A 19,680-nucleotide genomic window follows, 5' to 3' on the forward strand; every position below is an offset into this window, starting at 1 on the left:
AGGCCTCGGTCAGAAGCGCGGCTTGCGCCGGTGCTGATCCGGGCGCTTGCCCTCGCGGCGCGGGGCGCGGCTCATCGAGCGGGAGCCGGGCGCGCCGGCGTCCAGCTGCAATTCGATGAGCTGACCGCTGATCCTGGTGCGGCTCAAGGCGTTCAGCGTCTCGTTGGACAGGTCGGCGGGCAGTTCCACCAGCGAGTGGTCCGGGCGGATGCTGATGTGCCCGAAGTCGCTGCGGCGCAGGCCGCCCTCGTTGGCGATGGCGCCGACGATCGCGCCGGGCGCGACCTTGTGCCGCTTGCCCACCGAGATGCGGTAGGTGACCAGTTCCGCACCGGTCTGGCGGTGCCGCGACGGGCCGCTGGGCTCGCGGCGCTCCCGCGGGCCGCGGTCGTGGTCATCGAAGGACCGCGGTGCGCGTTCGCGACGCTCGCGCGGCGCGGGCTCCGGGTCGGGCTCCATGAAGAAGTTGTCGCCGTCGTGGCCGCCGACCGCCAGCGCCGCCGCGATGTCCACCAGCGGAATGTTGTGCTCGCGCTCGTAGTCCTCGATGAGCTTGCGGAACAGCGGCAGCTTGTCCGAGGACAGGCTATCGGTGATGGCGTCGTGGAACTTGCTGACGCGCTGGGCGTTCACGTCCTCGACGCTGGGCAGCTGCATCTCGGTGACCTGCTGGCGGGTGGCGCGCTCGATGGCATCGAGCAGGCGACGCTCGCGCGGAGCCACGAACAGCAGGGCGGTACCGGTGCGGCCCGCGCGGCCGGTGCGGCCGATGCGGTGCACGTAGGACTCGGTGTCGTGCGGGATGTCGTAGTTGACGACGTGCGAGATGCGTTCCACGTCCAGGCCGCGGGCGGCGACGTCGGTGGCGACCAGGATGTCGAGCACGCCCGACTTGAGCTGGCCGATGGTGCGCTCACGCTGCGCCTGCGCGATGTCACCGTTGATGGCAGCCGCGGAATACCCACGCGCGCGCAACTTCTCGGCCAGCTCCTCGGTGGCCTGCTTGGTGCGCACGAACATGATGATGGCCTCGAAAGGCTCCACCTCGAGGATGCGGGTCAGCGCGTCCAGCTTGCGCTGATGCGACACCTGCACCCAGCGCTGGGTGATGTTGGTGTTGGTGGAGGTCTTGGTCTTGACCGTGATCTCGACCGGATCCTTCAGGTACTGCTTGGAGATCTTGCGGATCACCGTCGGCATGGTCGCCGAGAACAACGCGACCTGCTTCTCCTCGGGCGTGTCGCGCAGGATGCGCTCGACGTCCTCCTGGAAGCCCATCTTGAGCATCTCGTCGGCCTCGTCGAGCACCAGGTACTGCAGCTCCGACAGGTCGAGCGTGCCGCGCTCGAGGTGATCGATGACGCGACCCGGGGTGCCGACCACCACCTGGGCGCCGCGTCGCAGCCCCGACAGCTGCACCGCGTAGTTCTGACCGCCGTAGATCGGGAGCACATGCGTTCCGGGCATATGGGTGGCGTACCGGCCGAACGCCTCCGCTACCTGGATCGCCAGCTCACGAGTGGGGGCCAGCACCAACGCCTTCGGCGCCTTGCCCGCCCCGTGCATGCCCTGCAGCACCGGGATGGCGAAGGCCGCCGTCTTACCGGTACCGGTCTGGGCGAGACCCACCACGTCGTGCCCCGCCAACAGCGGCGGAATCGTCGCCGCCTGGATGGGCGACGGCGATTCGTAGCCGACATCGGTGATGGCCCGCAGAATGCGGTCATCGAGGCCGAGATCGGCGAAGGACGGGCCGGAAACGTCCCTCTCGTCGTCAGTGGGAACGCTGTCGGCCGGTGAGGTGCTCATTGCCATGGATTTTACTGCCTGCTAGCTGCGGGGTTGACCATCGGGTGAATACCCTGGGGGTCGTGCAACCGGACAACCCGCCCGCGCCCGCCCTTCCGACCCCCTCGAGTTCGGCCTCCGGACTCGAAAATACCGAAGCCGCTCCCGTCCGGAACTATGTCGCCGGGACCCTGGCCACGGCAGATGCGTCCAGCTCGGGAGCCGTGGCGACGGCATTGCACGAACCCGCCCCGGCGGCCGGGCAGCCCGCGGAGACCGCGGCCGCGCGGTCGGTGGACGTGGCCGTCGTGCAGTTCGATCCCTACACCGACACCGTGGCCAATCTCACCGCCTTGCGTGCCGAGGTCAAAGCTGCCAGCGAACTCGGAGCGAAGGTGGTGGTCGCACCCGAGTACTCGATGTTCGCCACCAAGCGTCTGGACGAGCGGGTCCTGGCCGCCGCGGAACCGCTCACCGGACCGTTCGTCACCGGATTGCGTGGCCTGGCAGCCGAATTCGGCGTGCACGTGGTCGCCGGGGTGGTCGAATCAGGGGGTCCGGACCAGCCCGCCGGGCACATCTACAACACCCTCGTGGCGGCCTCTCCCGACGCGGAATTCGCCGCGGTGTACCGAAAAGTTCATCTCTACGACGCTTTCGGTTCACGCGAATCCGACCTTTTGATTCCCGGCCCGCTCGACCAGTCCCAGACCTTCTCCGTCGACGGCGTCGTTTTCGGCCTGCAGACCTGTTTCGATCTGCGATTCCCCGAGGGGATTCGCCGCCTGGCCGCCGCCGGCGCGCACGCCCTGCTGCTGCCCGCCCAGTGGATTCCCGGCCCCGGCAAGGTGGATCAGTGGACCACGCTGCTGCGCGCCCGGGCCATCGAGAACACCATGTACGTGGCCGCCGCCGATCAGGCCGCGCCCCGCGGCTCGGGCACCTCGATGATCATCTCCCCCACCGGCGCGGTGCTGGCCGAGCTCGGCGACCAGCCGGGCATCGCCACCGCCCGCGTCGACCTGGACCAGCTCCACGAGGTCCGGGCCACCAATCCCAGCCTGGCGCTGCGCCGATACACCATCCGCGGCGAATGAGCCGCCCGTGAGCGCCGGCTCACGGAACTAGACTGAAATCGATGATCTATCCGGATCGGTGGGCTGCCGGGCGGGCGCTGGGTGGGGTGCTCGGGCACTTGCGCGCGGCGGATCCGCTGGTGCTGGGACTGCCCCGGGGCGGGGTGCCGGTCGCGGCGGCGGTGCGGGCCGAGATCGGCGGGGACCTCGATGTGCTGCTGGTGCGCAAGCTGGGCGTGCCGTGGCAGCCGGAGCTGGCCATGGGGGCCATCGGGGAGGACGACGTCCGAGTCCTCAATCACGACATCATGCGGCACACCGGGGTGACGCCCGAGCAGATCGCCGACATCGAGGTGCTCGAGCGGGCCGAGCTGGAACGCCGGCGGCAGGTGCTGCGGGCGGGACAGCCGATCGCCATCGAGGACCGGACCGTGGTGATCGTCGACGACGGTATGGCCACCGGCGCGACCGTGGCCGCCGGGTGCGCGATCGCGCGATTGCACGCGCCCCGGCGGGTGGTGGTGGCGGTGCCGGTGTCCTCGATCGAAGCGCTGCACCGGATCCAGGCCGTCGCCGACGAGGTGGTGTGCCCGCTGGTGCCGCGCAACCTGGGCGGGGTGGGCGGCGCCTACCGCGACTTCCACCAACTCACCGACGCGGAAGTGGTGGCGCTACTGCGGCCCACCACTGTCCGCGACCCGGACGGGTGACCGACCCTCAGACCAGCGAGCGAACCTGCACGAAATCGACCACCTCGGCGGTGACCGCCGCGTGCGCGGGCTCGTGCAGCAGATCGTGGCCGGTGTCGGGGTAGGTGAGGAACCGCGCACCGACCTGATCGGACCAGGCCCGGACCGGTTCGATCGGCGCGCGCCGATCGTCGGCGCCGTGCATGATCAGCACCGGCAGGCCCTCGGGCAGCCGGGGGCCCGGCCAGTCCGATTCGCTCTCGGTCGCCGCCGCCGCGCGCGAACGGGCCACGGCGGCACTCGCGCGCGAAACGGGTTGGGCCCGGCCGCGACCGGGGCCCGCGGCGCCGCGGGCGGACTTGGGTGACCTGCCCTCCAGCACGGCCTTGGGCGTCCCCGACAGGACGAGACCGGAGAAATCCCCCGGTTCCGCGTCCCGCAGCACCGCCAGCGCGGTGGCCGCGCCGAGCGAGTGCCCCATCAGGAACGGCGTGGAGTCGGAGCGTTCGTGCACCTGATCCAGGAACATGCGCGCGTCGGCGGCCAGTTCGTGAATGTTGCCGGGACGCTCCGGGTCTCCTTCGCTGAGACCGTGCCCGGAGGTGTCCAGGGCCCAGAGTTCGATTCCGTGGGCGGCCAGCGCCCGGGCAAACCGATGGTAGTGCGCGCTGTGCTGGCCGATCCCGGGCAGCAGAGCCAGGACGGCCTGCGCATGGTCGAGTTGCCATCGTCGGTAGTGAAGGCGGCCGCGAGCGCCCGCGAGGTAAAGCATCGGCAGATTGTGACAGAACGGGACCGGTTACGGGGGTGCTCCGAACAGGCAACTGGTGAGTAATTACCGAAGAGTCCGAACCGGTCGGCCCCGACGGTCCCGCCGGACGACCCGCCCGACCTGGCCCGCCGGCCGACACGCCGGGGTGGCGCGGCGATTTCTGGCGTCCGACCGGGCGCTCAGCCGACCCCGGCGGATCTGCCGCGCACGAGTCGCGTTGTCCCCCAACATCGCCCGCAAACGCGCGCTGACGTGGGCGACTCGCGGCGCGCGCCGACCGGCGCGCGGGCCCCACCTGGCGGCACAACGCGCCCGCCGCAGTCATTACGCTATGGCCCGACTCGGCACGTGACTACTCCCCGGCCGGGGGCGGGTGTCGGCGGAGGAGAGGCACAGGAGGGCCGCGATTGATGTTGTTCGGTGATCGTGTCGTGTGCAGCACCGGAGACCTGGTGGCGGCGGCGCGTTGTGAGTTCGCGCTGCTGCGCGCGCTCGATGCCGAACTGGGTCTGGTGACCCCGGCCGAGTTCCCGTCGCGCGCCGCGCTGCCGCGCACCCTCGACCCGGCCGTCGAACATCGCCTCGCCGATCTGCGCGACCGCCACGGCGACGCCGTGAACCGCATCCGCCTATCCCGGGCCGCCGCGGCCGCCCTCGGCGTGGCCACCCTCACGCCGACCGACGCCGACCCGCTCGCGGGCCTCCCCGACGAGCATCCGTGCGCGCTACGCCGCGACACCCCGGCGGCCACCGGAGAGGACACCCAGGAACAGGCGCTGGCCGAACTGCGCGAGGCGCACGAAAAGACCGCGTCGGCCTTGCGCGGCGCGGCCGAGGCGGTCGCGGGGGCCGTGCTGTTCGACGGCGACTTCGTGGCGCGCTGCGAGTTCCTGGTGCGCGATCACGCACCCGAGGGCCACGACTACATCGTGACCGGAGTCGCCGGGCGGCGGGGCGGGGTGCCGACGCTGCTCGGGCTGGCCGCCTCCGCGGAGGCGCTGCGGCGCAACGGTTTCCGGGCCGCGACGCACGCGGTGGTGTGGGAGGACGGGGTGGCGGTCACCCACCCGCTCGCCGACATGGCGGTCGTCTACCAGGCGCGGCGGGCGCGACTGAACCTCATCGTGGAAACCAAACTCGGGGAGCTACTCCCCGTGCAGTGGGGGGATCGGCGCTTCCTGGCCTGCGGCCACTGCCCCGCCTGCACGGCCGAACTGGAAGCCCGCCGGGACCTGCTCCTGGTGGCGGGCATGCGCCCGGCCACCCGCGCGCATCTGCGCGACGCCGGCATCACCACCCTGGACCGGCTCGCCGTGGCCGACGCCGCCGTCGCCGGCATCCCGGCCGCCACCCTCACCACGCTGCGCCGCCAGGCCGAGGTCCAGATCCTGCGCGAACGCACCGGCCGCCCGGTGCACGGCCTCATCGACCCGGCCGCCCTCGCCGCCCTCGCCGCCCCCGCCCCCGGCGACCTGTTCGTCAGCGTCACCACACCGCAGCCGCACGACACCGCCGGGCCGCCCCGCCCGAGGTCCGGAATCGCCTGCGCTACCGGCGATCTGGTGGTGCACATCGGTTTCCCCGGAACATTCGAACGACCCGAATCCCCCGCCCGTCCGACGACCGCGACCGGGGACGGCTCCGGCGACGAGATCCGGCCGCTGTCACCGAGTTTCGGCCCGAGGAACCTCGGCGCCACGAATCTCACGACGGCCACCGAACTCGCGGCCGGCTCGGAATCCCGTGCGGTGCAGCAGTTCGAGGGCGCACCGGAGCATCCGGTGACCCCCGGCTCGGAGTCGTACGACTGCGTCGCATCGGGCCCCACGCCCGAAGCCACCGGACAGTTGACCGAGCCGAGCGGCCGGGGCGCGGTGGTCACCGCCGAGCGGGGGCCGATGCCCGGGGTCAGCACCATCGAGCTGGGGTTCGTGCCCGCGCCCGCGACGCCGAAACCGGAGCGCAGCTTCGTGATCCGGGCCCCGGAGCGCGACGGCCGGGGCGTGCTCAACCAGCGACGCGACGACGCCGACGAACTGCTGGAGTTCCTGATGGAGCGGCAGCGGGAGTACCCGCACCTGCGGATCCACCACTATCGCGGGGATCTGCGCGAGGTGCTCAATGCCGTCGGCGAGCGCGACTCCGAGGGCGAGGACGTGGTGGCGGAACTGCTGCCCGCACTGGTCGACCTGTACCCGGTGGTGCGGGCCGCGCTGGTGGTGGGCGAACGCTCCTACGACCTGCACCAGCTGCCGCCCAATCAGGAGGAGAGCGGGCACGGCGCCGAAGCCGTCCTGCGGCTGCGGGATTGGCTGCTGGAACTCGCCGCCGAACACGCGGTCCCGCCGAGCCGGCGATGGACATACGACTACACCGAGACCGGGCCCGACGACATCGAGGCCGCGCTGCGGGAATTCGCCGAGAGCGCGGGCGAGGAACGCGGCGCGGCGCAGGAGGCGGCGGGACTCACCGCGGCCGCGCTCGGCTACCACCGGCGGGAACGGCGGCCGCTGCGGTGGGCGCACGACGACCGCCTCGACCATCCGGTCGACGAATGGGCCGACACCGCGGGCGTTCTCGTCGCCGACTCCGGTTCGGTGGACACCGACTGGCACCGCACCGGGCAACGGCCCATGCGCCGCTACCTGACCCTCACCGGACGCCTCGGCACCGGCAACGCGCCGCCGCCCGGCACGCCCGTGCTCACCCTCTACGACCGTCCGGCGCCCGGGATGGCCGTCACCCCCGGGCTGCGCGCCACGGCCCACGCCACCGTGCTCGGCTGCGCGCTGGACAGCACGTTCGAGGACGTGGTGCGGGTGGTCGAGATCCTGCCGGAAGGCTGCGCGCCCTACGACGAACTGCCGGCCGCCATCGCGCCCTGCCCGCCCGGCCACGACGCGCGCCTCGCGGAAGCCTTGGAGGACACCGCACATCAGCTTCTGGTGACGCTGCCGCAGGTGCCCGAGACCGCCGTCTTCGACATCCTGTCCCGCCGCCCGCCCCGGCTGCGCACCGGCGCGGCGCTGCCCGAGGTGTTCGGCGATCACGCCGCCGCCGTCACCGCGGCCGTGCTCGACCTCGCCGATTCCTATGCGGCCGTGCAGGGCCCGCCCGGTACCGGCAAGACCGCCACCGCCGCGCGCGCCGTGGAACGACTGGTGACCCGCTACCGGTGGCGGGTCGGAGTGGTGGCGCGCTCGCACCGGGCGGTCGAGCATCTGCTCGACGCTGTCGTCGAGGTGGGCGTGCTCCCGGAACTGGTGGCCAAGGCCGACAGCCGCGCGGTCGCGCCGGAATGGCTGCCCATCGAGGCGTCGCGCTATCCGCGGTTCCTGGACAATGCCGTCAACGGCTGTGTGGTGGGCGGTCTCTCGGGCGACTTCACAGATCCCGAACGCATCGCGCGCGGCAGCCTGGACCTGCTGGTCATCGTGGACGCCGGACGGTTCCCGCTGGCCGAGGCGGTCGCGGCAGCGGTGTGCGCGCGCAACCTGCTGCTGGTCGGCGACCCCGCGCCGCCCGCCGGGCACGGCACCCATCCCGAACCCATCGCCGAATCCGTGCTGGGCCGCCTGCTCGGGCCGCACCGCACCCTGCCCGCCGCCTACGGCTATTTCCTGGACCGGACCTGGCGCATGCATCCGCGGGTCAGCGGGCCGGTGTCGCGGCTGCGCTACGACAACCGACTGCGCTCCAACGAAACCGTCACGCTCGCACGCGAACTCGACGGGATCCCGCCCGGCGTGCGCACCGTCGCGGTGGAGCACCACGGCAACGGCACCGAATCCGCCGAGGAGGCCCGCGAGATCGTGCGGCAGGTGCGCACGCTGCTCGGATTGCCCTGGCACACCGGCGCCGTCACCCGCCGCCTGCACCCGCACGACATTCTGGTGGTGGCCCCGTACCACGCGCAGGTGGCGCGCATCCGAACCCTGTTGTCCCGGGCCAAGATCGAGGACGTGCTGGTCGGCACGCCCGATCACTTCCAGGGGCGGGAGGCCGCGGTGGTACTGGTCTCGATGACCACCTCCGCACCCGAGGACGCGCCGCACGGCATCGGGTCGCTGCTGTCGCGGCACTGGCTGACCAGCGCGATCTCGCGGGCCATGTGGTCGGCGATCATCGTGCGCTCGCCGCTGCTGACCGAATTCCTGCCGGCCACCTCGGCCGAGCTGTCGGATCTGGCCGCGGTGCTCCAGCTCGACCGGGTCTGACCGCACGCCGCCGGGCTACCCGGCAGCCTGGACCGAGCGCGGCCCGATCAGCGCCGCACCCGATCAGCCGAAGTTGTGGCCCTCGCCGCGGTATGTCGGCACGGTGGTGCGGCCGCCGTCGGCGTCGACGAGGTGGACCTCGTTGAAACGCTCGCACAGCTCGCCCGCCTTGGCGTGCCGGAACCAGACGCGATCCCCGATCCGCAGGCCGTCGGCGCCGGTCAGCGGGGTCTGCACCTCGCCCGCGCCCTCGGTGCCGATCAGCTTCAAACCCAAGGGCCACACCGGTTTCGGCACCCGGGACGCACCCGCGGGGCCGGAGGCGATGTAGCCGCCGGAGTACACGGTGGCGATGCCGGGCGCGGGCCGGCGCAGCACCGGCGCGGCGAAGTACATGGACGGGCGCGGCGCGAGATTGCGGTAGCCGTCGAACAGGGTCGGCAGGTACAGGCCCGAACCGGCGGTCACCTCGGTGACGTCCGGGTCGGTGATGCTGACCTCGATGGATCCGGTGCCGCCGCTGTTGACCAGTTCCAGTTCCCCGGCCGTGGCCCGGACCGCGTCCAGCACCTGGCGGCGCCGTTTGCCGATCTCCGCGGCCGAGGCCCACTTGACCAGGCGCACAGCGGGATTGGTGTCGGGCAGGCCCGCGATCTGGGCCTCGTAGGTCATCACGCCGACGAGCCGGAAACCGCGGGAACGGGTTTCGGCGGCCAGCCGGGAGGCCTGGTCGGGTGTGCGGATCGGCGAGCGGCGCACACCCAGGTGCAGCGGGCCGATGCGCAGGGAGGCGTCGACGTCCAGACACACACGGGGAGCGATCTTTTCGCTGCCGACCGCGGCGCGGATGAAGTCGAGTTGGTCGGTGTCGTCGACCATGAGGGTGATGGAGTCGAGCAGCAGCGGATCGGCGGCGAGTTCGGCCAGCGCGTGCCGGTCGGCGGTGGGATAGCCGAGCAGGACGTCGCGCGCGCCCTCGCGGACCAGCCAGATCGCTTCGCGCAGTGAGTAACCCATGATGCCGGCGAAGCCGCCGGCGGCGGTGAGCTTGTCGCCCAGCACTTCTTCGAGCACGGCGCGGCAGCGTACGGATTTGCTGGCCACCCGGATCGGCACGCCGCGGGCGCGGCGCACCAGGTCGGCGGCATTGGCGCGGAGGGCGGTGAGGTCGACCGCGGCCAGCGGGGGTTCCAGGTCGGCGGTGGCCGCATGCAGCCCGCTGATCGGCGACGTATCGGTCACCAGATCATTCGACCACGAACCTGGTCAATCGTCCAGCACTAAGTTCGGGGGGCCGGGTTCAGAGGTCGACGGCCTTGGTCGACAGGTACGACACCAGGTCGTCGAGCACCACCAGCGAGATCTCGTCATCGCAGTCGGCCAGCCAGCGCAGCACCATGCCCTGGATGACGGCCAGCAGGTAGGCGGCGATGGCGTCGACCGGTTCCAGCCACTGGGTGCCCGAGCGGCGGGCGCACAGGTCCAGGAAATCGGTGACGTCGGCGTCCAGCTCCCGGAACATGGCCGTGGCGACCGGGTCCGGCACACAGCTCGACTGGTTCTCCCAGCGCCGGCGCAGCACCGCCAGCGTGGACTCGTAGGCCCGCAACTGCCGGTCCGGCGAGGACTTCAACATCGGCCACAGCGTGCTGACGCCCGCGTGCAACAGGACACGAAGGGCGCGATTACCGCTGAAATCGAGCGACCCGGCCGCGGTCTCGATGGCCTCGGTCATGGCCGGACGAAGTCCGACCTGGGTGATTTCTTTACTTGCGCTCAACGACGACTCCCTTTGGCGAAAAGACTCGCGCACCTCGCTTGCGCGGTTCGCTCAACGGGCTGCAGATCAGCTTCGATCACCGGACAGTACCCCGGCGTACCCGTTCAACGGGTACCGATGTTACGTCGTTTACTTGCCTTGCGACCAGCTTTGATAGCCGATTCCGTACCGCAAGATTGTTTTGTTACCTGATTGAAACGGGTCCGCGATCGATTGGGAATGATCAAATTGAACGATCGCCAGGTAAAGCCGTTATTAGGACCGAACGGTATTTTATGGCGTGGTGCGCGACACTACATAGCGCGTGTGCGCGACCCCACACTGCTCCCGCATTTTCGCCGCCCCCGAGCGCCGCGGACGAGTCCCGCTCACCGACAGATCCCCCCGGTCGAATCCCACTCACCGATAGCCTGAGCGGGTGACCTCTGCGCAGCGCGACCAGTTCCTGATCTCCGGCACCTTCAACTTCCGCGATCTGGGCGGGGCCCGGACCGTCGGCGGCTCCACCGTCCGCGAAGGCGTGCTGCTGCGGTCCGCGCAGCTCAGCCGCATCGACGACGCCGGACTCGCCACCCTGGGCGCGCTGGGCGTCACCGACATCCACGACCTGCGCGGACACGCCGAGATCGAGTACATCGGCCACGACGTGGTCCCCGCCGGCGTGCGCCTGCAGGTCACCCCCTTCGACTCCCGCATGGGCCAGACGCCGCCGCACGAGGCCCGCGACCAGGCCACCGCCCAGGCCCACATGCTCGAGGTGTACCGGCAGTTCCCGGCCCTGCCCGAGGCGCATGTCGCCATCAAGGCGCTGGCCGACTCGGTACTGACCGGCACCGCGCTGGTGCACTGCGCCGCCGGCAAGGACCGCACCGGCTGGGCCGTGGCCACGCTGCTGCGTGCGGTCGGGGTCACCGAGGACGACGTGCACGCCGACTACCTGCTCAGCAATGCCGCGGTGCCCACCCTGCGCTCCTTCATGAGCGCCGAGTCCAACGATGAGGTCTCCGACGACCTGCTGGGCGTGCGCACCGAATACCTGGACTCCGCCACCACCTCGATGCACGCCCTCTACGGCGGCCTCGACGGCTACCTCACCGAGATCGGCATCACCGTCGAGGTCCGCGACGCCCTGCACGCCCGCCTGCTGGGCTGAGCCGGCCGGTCAGCTCACCCGGCGCACCAGGCCGTCGTCGTCGATGCTGACCTGGTTTCCGGTGTGGAACCAGGGACCGGTGAACCGCGACTCGGTGGTCTGCGGATCGTTCCAGTAGCGCGGGCTCACATTCGGCCCGCGGCACAGCAGTTCGCCGAGCCCGGCGTCCGCGCGCGGGCCCCAGAGCGCTACTTCGGTTCCGCCGAAAGCGAATCCGAGGGCGGCGGCGTGGTCGTCGCCCAGGGCGGTGTCGTCGCGGGCCAGGCCGATGCCGGAGGTCTCGGTCGCACCCCACACCGACCACTGCCGCGCGGCCGGGAAGACCTCACGCAGGGTGTCGGCGGATCCGCAGGCGGTGGCGGCGGCCAATTCGGCGCGGTGCCCGGCGCTGCACACCTGACGTACCTGCTCCACCCGCAGTCCGGCCAGCCCGGGCAGCAGTCCGGCGAAGATGCTCGGGGTCGCGGCGACCATGTCGATGCGTTCGGCGACCAGGGCCTGCGGCACCAAGGAGCGATCCGGGGTGAGCACCACGGTGCCGCCGACCGCGAAGGTCGGCAGCAGTTGATCCACGCAGCCGCTGGCGTGCGCGAGCGGCAGCAGCACCAGGTTGCGCAGGCCGTCGGTGGGCAGGTCCAGCGCGCCGACCACGGACCAGATCGCGGAGAGCAGGTTCTCGTTGGTCAGTTCCACCCCGCGCGGGGCGGTGTCCGGCCCCGGGCTGGTGTAGGAGAGCAGCGCGAGCTCGCCCAGGGACGCGCCGTCGTCGATGAAGGCGGCGCCGTCGGGCAGCGCCTCGCCGAAGCCGGCCGCGCGGCCGCCGCCGTCCAGCACGAAGTCGGCGCAGGCGTCGCGAATCACGCGGTCGGCGAGCGCATCCGGGAGGCCGTCGTGGACCAGGACCGGCACCGCGCCGGAGAGCAGCGCGCCCAGGAACGCCTGGACCCAGCGCACCCCGACCGGCATGCGGACCGCGACCCGGTCGCCGTAGCCGATCCCGTGCTCCTGCAGGCCGCCGGCGATGCGGGAGGCCGAGTACCAGAGCTCGCGGTAGGTGAGCCGGGGGCCGCCGATCTCGACCACGGCCTCGCGGCCGGCGAAATTGTGCACTTGGATGTCGAGTAGCTCGGTCAGTGCGGGCGTCAGGTTCCCGTAGCGCAGGATGCCGTCGGCGGCGCGCGCAAGCGGGTTGTCGCACCAGCCGTTTCGGGTGTGCGGGTATTCCACGAGTAACTGCGACATCGTCCCTCCGAGTGCCTCGAAGCCCTGCCAGGCATGAGTGACTATATGATGCAGATCACATCAGTGGGCGGATTGTCGGCAAACGGATGTCAGGCTTTGACACCAAAGAAACAGATCCGCACCCCGTCAATCCCGCGTTCCCTCAACCGACCCTGCGGAAACATCGGATTTGCGATGCCCCTCGCGGACCGGGTTCGGGATTCCCCACCGGATGGTCTCGTGTCGCCCCCAATTCGGCACCAATGCAGGTAGATGGCTTGACACGCCCGGGCGTCAGTCGACACGCCCGGACGCGTGCAATCGGCGAGTCCTACTTGCCCGTGTACGTGGCCTTGCCGGGCCCGACCTCCAGGAAGCTGCGCACCGCGCCCTTCAGGTCCGCGGTGCCGAAAAGTTGCCCGGACACCTCCGGGGTCACCGAATCCGCGTGCGCCACACCACCGGAACGCCAGGCCTCGATGATCGCCTTGGTGGCCGCGTGCGCGCGGGTCGGACCCTCGGCGAGGCGGGCCAGCAGCGCGCGGGCGGCGGCGTCCACGTCCTCGTGCACGGCATTGACCACACCCCACTCGGCCATGGTGGCGGCGCTGTAGGTGTCACCGGTCATCACGAACTCGCGGGCCCGGCCGGAACCGGCGCGCTCGGCCAGCCGCTGCGGGCCGCCCATCGACGGGGTCAGGCCGACCACGGTCTCCACCAGACCGAACTTGGCCTTCGGCGCGGCCAGGATGATGTCGCAGGCCAGCGACATCTCGAAGGCCGCGGTCAGGGTCAGCGAGTGCGCGGCGAAGATGACCGGGCAGGGCAGCGCCTCGAGCGGATGGATGATCCGCGCGAACAGGGTCTGCCACAGCTGCGCGCCCTCCTCCTCCGACAGCCCGTCGAAGACATGCACGTCGACGCCGCCCGACACCAGCTTGCCGTCGGCGCGGATCAGCAGCGCGCGGGGCGGATTCGCCGACAGCTCCTCGAGATCCGTCGCGAGGGTGTCCATCAGCGCCTTGTCGAAGAGGTTCAGCGGCGGATTGTCGATGGTGAGGATCGCCGCGTCCGCGCCGCCGTCGGTGACGATGCGCTCCAGGCGGGTGGGCTTCGAGTCAGTCATGGGGCTGAATGTATGCGTCCGCTTACTTTCGCAAAAGGGGTGCGCCCAACATCGGTACGACGGCGCGGAGAGCAGGACCGACAGTTCGCGGCCGTCTCGATTCTGGACTGACGGAGCGGGGGAGCGAAGCGGAGGAGCGGAGGAGGGAAGAATCGAGACCTCGGGGCCGCGAACCCGCCCGGAGCGAAGCGGAGGGCAAAATGGGCACAGTGACCACCTCGAAATCCGAGCCGGGGACCTATGTCGAAGCCGGCGAATTCAAGCGGGACACGAACTACATCGAAACGCGGATCACCGCGGACGGGCGGGACGGGTATCCGGTCGAGCCGGGTCGGTACCGCTTGGTCGCGGCGCGCGCATGTCCGTGGGCCAATCGCACCCTGATCGTGCGACGGCTGCTCGGGCTGGAATCGGTGCTGTCCCTGGGCCTCTGCGGGCCGACCCACGACAAGCGCAGCTGGACCTTCGACCTGGATCCGGGCGAGGTGGATCCGGTGCTCGGCATCCACTTCCTGCAGGACGCCTACTTCAAGCGATTCCCCGACTACCCGCGCGGCATCACCGTGCCCGCCGTCGTGGACGAGCGCAGCGGCGCGGTGGTCACCAACGACTACGCGCAGATGACCCTCGACTTCTCCACCGAATGGACCGCGTACCACCGGCCCGGCGCGCCCGACCTGTACCCGGAAGACCTTCGCGCGGAGATGGATCCGGTCATGCGCCGCATCTACACCGAGGTCAACAACGGCGTGTACCGGTGCGGCTTCGCGGGCGGCCAGGAGGCCTACGACGCCGCCTACGACCGCCTGTTCACCGCGCTGGACTGGCTCACCGAGCGGCTCGCCACCCAGCGCTACCTGATGGGCGACACCATCACCGAGGCCGACGTGCGGCTGTTCACCACGCTGGCCCGGTTCGATCCGGTGTATCACGGCCACTTCAAAACCAATCGGCAGAAGCTCACCGAGATGCCGGTGCTGTGGGCGTACGCCCGTGACCTGTTCCAGACCCCGGGCTTCGGCGACACCGTCGACTTCGTGCAGATCAAGCAGCACTACTACATCGTGCACACCGACATCAATCCCACGCGGGTCGTCCCCAAGGGCCCCGAACTCGGCGACTGGCTGACCCCGCACGGCCGGGAAGCCCTGGGCGGCAAGCCCTTCGGGAACGGCACCCCGCCGCCCCCACCGCCCGCGACCGAGCGGGTGCCCGCCGGTCACGGAGCGGTCTGACCGGCTACTCCCCCGCCGCGCCCCGATAGGTGCCGAAGCTCCAGTAGACGCCTTCGGGGTCGCGGCAGGTGAAACCCCGTGATTCGTAGTCGGTTTCGTTGCGCAGGTCGCGGGTGACGGTCGCGCCTGCGGCCCGCGCCCGCTCGTGCAACGCGTCCGGATCGTCGACGACGATGTACACCGAGCCGACGCCGGGTGGCTGACACTCCAGCGCCATGCCCTCGCGGACGCCGCCGAGCATGATCGCGCCGCCACCCGGCCAGGCGAGTTCGGCGTGATCGACGGTGTCGCCGGAGGCGTAGCGGGCGGTGGTCTCGAAGCCGAAGGCCGCCTCCAGGAAGGTGACTGCGGCCGCGGCGTCCCGGTAGACCAGGGTCGGCCAGACGACGATGGAGGTCCGCACCGGATTTGTCGTTTCACTCATGCCATCAGCCTCCGACTTCGGCGACCAGTTGGTCTTGGACGAATGGGAACTCCTCCTGCTCGCGCCACACCGACGGCGGCATGCCCGCCAGCTCCCGCCACTCGCGGGCCATGTGCGCCTGGTCGTAGTACCCGGCCGTGGTGGCCACCTCCGCCAGCGCGGGCGCGATCGGGTCGCGCAGCATCCGGTGCGAGCGCTCGAAGCGGGACACCCGCACCGCGTCCTTGGGGGTGATGCCGAACTCCGCACCGAAACGATTGCCGAGATGCCTTCGGCTCCAGCCGATCTCGTCGGCCACCGCAGCCACCCGCACCGCCGGGTCCGGGCCCGACAGCAGCGTCCAGGCGTGGGTCAGCTCGTCCTCCCAGCGCACCGGGGTCACCTGCCGCAGCAGGATCTCGTCGATGACGGCGAAGCGTTCCGGCCACGAGATCGGCTGCGACAGCCGTTCCCGCAGCTCCACCGCGCGCGGCCCGAGCAGGTCGGTCAGGTCCACGATCCAGGAGCCGAGCGCCGCGGCGGGCATCCCCAGCAACGCCCGGCAGCCCAGCGGCGTCAGATTCAGCTGCACGCCGTGCTGGAACCCGTTGTGCGCGATCACCGCCGGACGCACGGTGAGCCCGCTGGCCAGCATGTCCCAGTGCCCGCCCGGCTGGTCGGGATGGCTGGAGACCGGTACGTGGATGGGCTCGTCGATGGTGATGATGATCGTCAGCGCCGACCCCGGCATGCCGATATGGGTGCCCGGGGTGAAGCCGTGCAGCAGGTAGCCCTCGTAGTCGAGGACATATGCGCTCAGTCGCGGGTCGGGCGCACCCGACGCGCCTTCGGACACGCCTGCCACCCGGTCCACCCTAGGCCGATCCGGCGCGGTAGGCGATGCTGCGCGTGCTGCTCCCGTCCGGAACCGGTCTATCTCGCGAATCGTTGTCGGGGTGCCATAGAGTTTCGGTCGGAGAGGACCGCACGGAAGTGAAAGGGTTGCCGATGTTCAAAGGCGGGTTCGAAAAGGCGGTCGTTTCGCTGCTCGACAACGGGTCCCAGGTCCAAGCCCCGGCCGTGGCGAAATATGTCGCCAAGATGCGGGCCTCGCACCCCGACGAGACGCCCGGTCAGATCATCTCTCGATTCGAGACGCTGTATCTGAACACGGTGACCGCCTCCGGCACGGCGGTCGGCGCGACCGCGGCGGTGCCGGGCGTCGGAACCGTCGCCTCCGTGGCCGCGATGAGCGCGGAGACCGCGTTCTTCCTGGAGGCGTCGGCGGTGTTCACACTGGCGGTGGCGGCCGTGCACGGGATCGCGCCCGAGGACAAGGAACGCCGGCGCGCGCTGGTGCTGGCGGTGGTGCTCGGCGAGAGCGGCATGGAGATCGTGCAGAAGAGCGTCGGCGCGTCGGCCAAGAACTGGGGCGGGCTGATGGCCGGCAAGATCCCCGGCCTGAGCTCCATGAACGACTCCCTGCTCAAACGGTTCATGGTGCAGTTCATCGCCAAACGGGGCGCGCTCATGGTCGGCAAGGTGATTCCGGCCGGAATCGGCGCCGCCATCGGCGGATTCGGCAACCGGGCGCTGGGCCGCCGCACCGTCGACAACGCCCGCAAGGCCTTCGGTGCGCCGCCGCTGACCTGGCCGCAGCCGATGATCGTCGACGCCGACCCGCTGACCGCGTTGGACGCGCCGGCCTGGGACAAGCGGCCGTGAGCGCCCGGCCCCTCGCCTTCGCCGCCGGCGGACTGACCAAGACCTTCGACAGCCTCACCGCCGTCGACGACGTCAGCTTCGTGGTGCCCGCGGGCAGCGTGGCCGCACTGGTGGGACCGCACGGCGCGGGCAAGACCACGGTGCTGCGCATGCTGCTCGGACTGCTCACCCCCACCTCCGGCACCGCGAGCGTGGGCGGGCCCGGGTCCGGGGTCCGTGCCCGGCAGCGGGCGGTGGGCGCGATGCTCACCCCGCGCGGGCTGCACCCGGCCCGCCGGGTCTTCGACCAGCTGCGCGTCTACGCCGCGGCCGCGGGCGTCTCCGATGCCCGCGCCGAGGAACTGCTCGGGCTGGTCCGGCTCACCGACGTCGCGGGCGAACGGATCGGCGGCCTCACCGAAGGCATGCGGACCCGGCTGGCGCTGGCCGTCGCCCTGCTCGGCGAGCCTCCGCTGCTGGTGCTCGACGACCCGGCCACCGGGCTCGACATCGGCGAAACCGCTTGGCTCAACGACCATCTGCGCGGCCACGCCCGCCGTGGCGGCACCGTGTTGCTCACCTCGCGCACCCTGAGCACCGTGCTGCCCATCGCCGACGAGCTCATCGTGATGGACCGGGGCCGCGTCGCCTACCAGGGCAGCCCGGCCCGGCTGCGCCGCAGCCACCCGGACCGCCTGCTGGTCAAGGCCTCCAGCCCGATCGCGCTGGCCACCACCCTGGCCGCGCAGGGCTTCACCGACGCGGTCATGCGCCCCGACGGCCGGCTCGCCATCGCGGAAGCCTCACTGACACAACTGGAATCGGCCGCCTCCGCCGCCCGCGTCCAGCTCACCGAGGTCACCCCCGAACACATCCACCCCGACCAGGTGCTGGCCGCCCTCACCCACACCGGCCCCACCGCCCCGGCCTACCCCGCCCCGCCCGCCGCGGCCGGTTACGGACCGCCGCGGTGAAGTCGGTGCGCGGCAACGGTGTACGCGTCTGCGACGGTTCACGAAAGGACGCTCGATGAAGTTCACTGTGCCGCCGGCGGTGGCTCGGGCCGCGAATTCCGAAGTGCGGAAGGTGACTTCGGTGCGGTTGAACCGGGTGATCGGCGGCGGGGTCGTGGCGGCGGGGGTGCTGGCGTTCGTGGCGCTGGGCGCCGCGTTCCGGCCGGGCGGCGAGCACGAGCAAGGGTTCAGCTCGGGGTCCGGGTGGACGGCGCTGCTGACCACCTGGGTACTGGTGCTGACCGTCGCCGCGGCGGCCGCGTTCGGGGCGGTCGGGGCGGGCTCGGAGTTCGGTTACGGGACGCTGGCGGTCGGATCGCAGTTCACGCCGGATCGGACGCTGCTGCTGAGCACGAAACTCGCGGTGGCAGGGGCGTTCTCGCTCGGCACCGTGCTGGCGATGGAGGTGCTCGGCGGGGCCGCCATGCGGCTGGCGGGCGGCTCCCGGGTCCCGATGGACGGCGGGTTCTACGGCGTGCTGATCGGGGTGGCGCTGGCGGCGGTGTGCTGGGCGGTGATCGGGACCGCGGTCGGTCTGGTGCTGCGCTCGCCGACGCAGGCGCTGGCGGCCGTGCTGGGCTGGGCGGTACTGGAACCACTGATCTGGATCACCGCGCGCGCCATCGGATTCGGCGGACTGGCCGCTGTGCTGCCGGTGTCCTCGACGGTCGGGGCGATCAGTGGCGGACGCTACGCCAAGAGCACCCTCATCGCGCCCACCCCGGCGGCCATGGCGCTGCTGGTGCTGTGGAGCGCGGCGGCGGGCGCGGCGGGCTGGTGGTTCCTCACCCGCCGCGACATCTGAGCCGTACGGTCTCGGGGCCGAGGGTTCAGCCCCGATCGGCGAACAGGCGACGCCACACCTCGTGATCGGTGCGCGGGCCGCCCGGGGTGTCCGCACCGTACTTCGCGATCAGACCCGGCAGATCCAGCGGCAGGCTCGGCGCGGTCATCGCGGACAACTCCGCCTCCACCGCGGAGTCCGGAACCAGCCAGCAGACCTCGAATTCGATGCCGTCGGGGTCGGCGGCGTAGAGGGCCTTGGTCGAGGCGTGATCCGAGGCTCCGGTGAGCGCGCCCGCCGCGACCAGGGCGTCGCGGACCCGCTGCAACTCGGTCAGCGTGTCCACCTCCCAGGCCAGGTGATAGAGGCCGACCCGGCCGGTGCGGTGCGGGACCGACGGGTCCGGGGACTGGAACAGTCCCAGATCGTGGTCGTTGGCCGAACCCTCGGCCTGCAGGAACGCCCCGCCCGGGAACCCGCCGGGCAGGCGGCGGAAGCCCAGCACCTCGGTGTAGAAGGCGACCGAACGCTCCAGGTCGGAGACGAACAGGACGGCGTGGTTGAGGCGCTGAATCGGCATGGCGGGAGCTCCGTTTCGTCGAGACCGGACACGGGGGTGCGAAGTTCAGCGGATCACGCCGGGACGGGGGACACAAGGCCGCGTCCCATCCACACTGGAAGAGGGGCCCGGCCACACCGGTCCGGGTGAAGTGCGGGAC

At 71.1% G+C, this 19,680-nt stretch carries 17 protein-coding genes; 8 read left to right on the forward strand and 9 right to left on the reverse strand.

The features are described 5' to 3' along the window. Positions 1-9 precede the first annotated feature (9 nt). Positions 10-1,809: a DEAD/DEAH box helicase gene (locus ACYVKL_RS14355; protein ID WP_379163267.1), complete on the reverse strand. Its 1,800-nt coding sequence runs from the start codon at positions 1,807-1,809 to the stop codon at positions 10-12. Between the two features lie 272 nt (positions 1,810-2,081). Here ACYVKL_RS14355 and ACYVKL_RS14360 point away from each other — a divergent pair, with 272 nt between their 5' ends. Then, a complete protein-coding gene (locus tag ACYVKL_RS14360; protein ID WP_379165734.1) occupies positions 2,082-2,885 on the forward strand; it encodes a carbon-nitrogen hydrolase family protein in 804 nt (267 codons plus the stop codon). A gap of 41 nt (positions 2,886-2,926) precedes the next feature. After that, on the forward strand, positions 2,927-3,574 hold the full coding sequence (locus ACYVKL_RS14365) for a phosphoribosyltransferase (RefSeq protein ID WP_379163270.1): 648 nt from the start codon (positions 2,927-2,929) through the stop codon (positions 3,572-3,574). 7 nt (positions 3,575-3,581) lie between these two features. Here the strand turns inward: ACYVKL_RS14365 and ACYVKL_RS14370 are convergent, their stop codons facing one another. Then, positions 3,582-4,325, reverse strand: coding sequence for an alpha/beta hydrolase (locus ACYVKL_RS14370; protein WP_379163273.1), 744 nt, complete (start codon positions 4,323-4,325; stop codon positions 3,582-3,584). A 410-nt stretch (positions 4,326-4,735) separates the two neighbouring features. Here ACYVKL_RS14370 and ACYVKL_RS14375 point away from each other — a divergent pair, with 410 nt between their 5' ends. Then, positions 4,736-8,542: a bifunctional RecB family nuclease/DEAD/DEAH box helicase gene (locus ACYVKL_RS14375; protein ID WP_379163276.1), complete on the forward strand. Its 3,807-nt coding sequence runs from the start codon at positions 4,736-4,738 to the stop codon at positions 8,540-8,542. Positions 8,543-8,605: 63 nt separating this feature from the next. On the opposite strand, the gene ACYVKL_RS14380 is transcribed toward ACYVKL_RS14375, so the two are convergent. Both ACYVKL_RS14380 and ACYVKL_RS14385 read right to left on the reverse strand, forming a co-directional pair. After that, complete coding sequence (locus tag ACYVKL_RS14380; RefSeq protein ID WP_379163279.1) at positions 8,606-9,784, reverse strand: amino acid deaminase/aldolase; 1,179 nt, start codon at positions 9,782-9,784, stop codon at positions 8,606-8,608. 58 nt (positions 9,785-9,842) lie between these two features. Further along, positions 9,843-10,322 (reverse strand): TetR family transcriptional regulator, encoded by a 480-nt coding sequence (locus ACYVKL_RS14385; RefSeq protein WP_246598397.1) that lies wholly within the window; start codon positions 10,320-10,322, stop codon positions 9,843-9,845. A gap of 418 nt (positions 10,323-10,740) precedes the next feature. On the opposite strand from ACYVKL_RS14385, the gene ACYVKL_RS14390 reads away from it, so the two are divergent. Beyond that, entirely contained in the window at positions 10,741-11,475 is a 735-nt protein-coding gene (locus ACYVKL_RS14390) for a tyrosine-protein phosphatase (protein ID WP_379163283.1), read from the forward strand. Positions 11,476-11,484: 9 nt separating this feature from the next. Here ACYVKL_RS14390 and ACYVKL_RS14395 read toward each other — a convergent pair whose 3' ends face one another. Together ACYVKL_RS14395 and ACYVKL_RS14400 are read right to left on the reverse strand one after the other, a co-directional pair. Further along, positions 11,485-12,717 (reverse strand): class I adenylate-forming enzyme family protein, encoded by a 1,233-nt coding sequence (locus tag ACYVKL_RS14395; protein ID WP_379163286.1) that lies wholly within the window; start codon positions 12,715-12,717, stop codon positions 11,485-11,487. Positions 12,718-13,027: 310 nt separating this feature from the next. Then, on the reverse strand, positions 13,028-13,822 hold the full coding sequence (locus tag ACYVKL_RS14400) for an enoyl-CoA hydratase/isomerase family protein (protein WP_379163289.1): 795 nt from the start codon (positions 13,820-13,822) through the stop codon (positions 13,028-13,030). Positions 13,823-14,022: 200 nt separating this feature from the next. On the opposite strand from ACYVKL_RS14400, the gene ACYVKL_RS14405 reads away from it, so the two are divergent. Next, complete coding sequence (locus ACYVKL_RS14405; RefSeq protein ID WP_379163292.1) at positions 14,023-15,057, forward strand: glutathione S-transferase family protein; 1,035 nt, start codon at positions 14,023-14,025, stop codon at positions 15,055-15,057. Positions 15,058-15,061: 4 nt separating this feature from the next. Here ACYVKL_RS14405 and ACYVKL_RS14410 read toward each other — a convergent pair whose 3' ends face one another. Both ACYVKL_RS14410 and ACYVKL_RS14415 read right to left on the reverse strand, forming a co-directional pair. After that, on the reverse strand, positions 15,062-15,481 hold the full coding sequence (locus ACYVKL_RS14410) for a VOC family protein (protein ID WP_379163295.1): 420 nt from the start codon (positions 15,479-15,481) through the stop codon (positions 15,062-15,064). Positions 15,482-15,485: 4 nt separating this feature from the next. Next, on the reverse strand, positions 15,486-16,325 hold the full coding sequence (locus ACYVKL_RS14415; RefSeq protein ID WP_379163298.1) for a helix-turn-helix domain-containing protein: 840 nt from the start codon (positions 16,323-16,325) through the stop codon (positions 15,486-15,488). A gap of 143 nt (positions 16,326-16,468) precedes the next feature. Here ACYVKL_RS14415 and ACYVKL_RS14420 point away from each other — a divergent pair, with 143 nt between their 5' ends. Genes ACYVKL_RS14420 through ACYVKL_RS14430 form a run of 3 tightly spaced genes read left to right on the forward strand, consistent with a single transcriptional unit; the run spans position 16,469 to position 18,982 of the window. Beyond that, complete coding sequence (locus tag ACYVKL_RS14420; RefSeq protein WP_379163301.1) at positions 16,469-17,185, forward strand: hypothetical protein; 717 nt, start codon at positions 16,469-16,471, stop codon at positions 17,183-17,185. Then, positions 17,182-18,138, forward strand: coding sequence for an ABC transporter ATP-binding protein (locus tag ACYVKL_RS14425; RefSeq protein WP_379163304.1), 957 nt, complete (start codon positions 17,182-17,184; stop codon positions 18,136-18,138). The genes ACYVKL_RS14420 and ACYVKL_RS14425 overlap by 4 nt, the downstream gene beginning before the upstream one ends. 55 nt (positions 18,139-18,193) lie before the next feature. Next, a complete protein-coding gene (locus ACYVKL_RS14430) occupies positions 18,194-18,982 on the forward strand; it encodes a hypothetical protein (protein ID WP_379163307.1) in 789 nt (262 codons plus the stop codon). Between the two features lie 25 nt (positions 18,983-19,007). On the opposite strand, the gene ACYVKL_RS14435 is transcribed toward ACYVKL_RS14430, so the two are convergent. Then, the gene (locus ACYVKL_RS14435) at positions 19,008-19,541 is read right to left on the reverse strand and encodes a VOC family protein (RefSeq protein ID WP_379163310.1); all 534 of its coding nucleotides are present in this window, start codon (positions 19,539-19,541) and stop codon (positions 19,008-19,010) included. Positions 19,542-19,680 lie beyond the last annotated feature (139 nt).

It is taken from the genome of Nocardia tengchongensis, assembly GCF_054781395.1.